Source organism: uncultured Algibacter sp., from assembly GCF_963976535.1.
Lineage (GTDB): Bacteria > Bacteroidota > Bacteroidia > Flavobacteriales > Flavobacteriaceae > Algibacter_B.
The window spans coordinates 1-2,384 of the sequence record NZ_CAXBLF010000118.1 but is presented as its reverse complement, the minus strand read 5'-3'; the positions used below and the strand labels follow the sequence as shown (position 1 = coordinate 2,384).

Annotated in this window: 2 protein-coding genes; both read left to right on the top strand. The window is 29.7% G+C overall.

Features of this window, described 5'->3' with window-relative positions; genetic code table 11:
- Positions 1-639 precede the first annotated feature (639 nt).
- Positions 640-1,533, top strand: a complete 894-nt coding sequence (locus AAC024_RS15840) for a hypothetical protein (protein ID WP_339896463.1) — start codon at positions 640-642, stop codon at positions 1,531-1,533.
- A gap of 40 nt (positions 1,534-1,573) precedes the next feature.
- The gene (locus AAC024_RS15835) at positions 1,574-2,326 is read left to right on the top strand and encodes a hypothetical protein (protein WP_339896462.1); all 753 of its coding nucleotides are present in this window, start codon (positions 1,574-1,576) and stop codon (positions 2,324-2,326) included.
- Positions 2,327-2,384: the final 58 nt, after the last annotated feature.

The window sequence follows — 2,384 nt, the reverse complement described above, 5'->3', positions numbered from 1 at the left end:
AAATTAACAGCGTAAATCAATTTTAATCTGTAGCCATATTTCAGGACAAGACATAAGGGTATTTTACCAAAAGATAATATTTTAAATTAAAGTGGTAAAATACCCAACTATGGTCTGTGTTCTTTTGCTTTGGCCTGTTTTTGCCTAAAGTTTAAAAAAAAGCAATCCAATCTTTACGGAGCAGAACCCAATATTTAATTGCTTTTTTTCTTGGCTTATCGATTAAGGCAACTTTACCAGTGACTAGTGATTGTCTGCTAAGTCATGTGCTTAATCGAATGTTGCAAAAGTGGTTTTTTACCAATCTGAACGCAAGCAGAACGCAATTGTAACGTGGAAAAAAAAACCACTTTTGCAAGGGCTTGTTTTTTAACGCATTGGGCTAAGTAATTACGCAGCATAACCTCGGCTAAAAAAAATAGCGTTTTCTGGATAAATTCAGTATTTTAGTACAATATTAATTACGGCGCTTGCGGAATAGTCAGTTTGTGAAATCGCTACTTTTCCTAGCCGCCGTACGTTGGGTTTAATGCAAAAAAAGCCGAATCAAACAAAAATCAACGACAGAATTTTACTAAAGAAGAAATAATTTAAAATATTTAAATAATGAAAATTAGTTTTTTAACCTTCTCAGTCTTTATGTTATTTTTCCAATTTCAATTAATTGGTCAGAACTTTGAAATAGTAGGAATTGGAGAACACGGATTTGGTAGAGACGGAGATATGTTCTATTATAAATTAGATGTAGAGGTAAAGAATAATACAAACCTGAAACTCAAAAGGACTAAATTCTGTGCGTCAATAAATCAATTATATAGTCTTAGAGATTGTAGTTCTAAAATCTATGATTCAATTTGGCACCCCCAATCAGTTAATAATTTGGTGATGTTTATTAGCAGTAATGACGTAAATGAGTATTCGTTTGATAGAACTCCCGAAGACATTCTGTTAAACATAAAAATAAACGCTCATAATATTGATAAAGATTTTGATGAGTTGGTCGCAAAATATAATATTAAAGATGATTGGAAAGGTTTTCAGAAAGTTTTAGGTTTGAGAGATGTTGAACTTGGAGGAAAACTTAAAATAATAAAACCTCCTGTTAAAACTAAAACTTATGATAGAGTTTATGACCCAAGCGACCCTCTTGGTGTTAAAACTTGGAATTCTATAAATCCAGACTTCATAGAAAAGTATAAAACTGATGAAGCTACTAGAGAAGCATACAATAATTATGTTAATAAAGGCATATATGCACGTCTTAGTGCTCGACAATTACAAAGACAGGTAATAAAGCTATCTAGACCTGAATATCAAGGTTATTATTCAGGATTAGTTGTAGTCGAAGCGACTGTAAATAGAAGCGGAATAGCAACTGAAGCTATAATTAAATCACCTTATACTAAACGGAAAAAGGAAATAAAAAGGTTAGAGGTGTTCATAAAATCAGCTCTTCAATCTCGCTTTACTCCCAGCCCAAATGCTCCTGAATTTGAAAAAACATTAATTGAATATAATGTTCGCCCATATTAGCTATATACGAAATAATTAATACGATTTAAAAAAATAAACAGTGAGAAAAACAGAAGAGGAAGTTATCAAGGTTTTGGGACATGAATTATTAAAAATTGAAAACCTTTACAAATCAAATTGTGTAAATTGGAAAGGAAAAACAAAAGACACAAAAGTTTATTCTACTGAAATTATTGCAAATAAATTAATAAAAGAATTAAAAGAATTTGATAAAATATCAACTATAAAAAGGACAAAACCATATTGCAGGGAAAATCACCTAAATATAAAAATTAATAAAACAAATCGACATGAAGAAAATTTTGCAAAACAAATTATTGGTTTAAGTTTAGAAGGGTTAGGTTTGATTTTAGATTATCAAGTTCCATTAAAAAACTTGCAATCCGATAAAGCAGGGAAAATAGATTTGATTTCTATTGATTTAATGACCAAAACATTATATTTAATTGAACTAAAACATGGCAATAACAATGAAACTTTACTAAGGGCAATTCTCGAAAGCTATACTTATTACAAAATTGTAGATAAAGTTAAATTGAAAATTGATTATTTTAATAATCAAAAAATCAATTTAAAAAAGGGTTATAATCATATAAACCCAAGTGAGATAAATGTAAAGTCAGCAGTATTATTTACTCCTAATTGCTATGCTTATAAAGAATTAACAGAAGTTAGCGATGGCAAAAAACCTGAATTAAAAAAATTAATCAAAAAACTCGGTGTTTGTTGTTTTGTAGGAGAATTTGAGTTCAATATTAAGAATATAAGTATGAATCAATATTTTAATAAATGATAAAAAAGGTCGAGTAGGTAAAGGGGAATTGCACCCCTAAACCTCTCACAGAACCGTA

What these genes read in the sequence shown, in the direction of transcription:
- AAC024_RS15840 (WP_339896463.1), top strand. Translation starts at nt 640, where the DNA reads ATGTTATTTTTCCAATTTCAATTAATTGGTCAGAACTTTGAAATAGTA.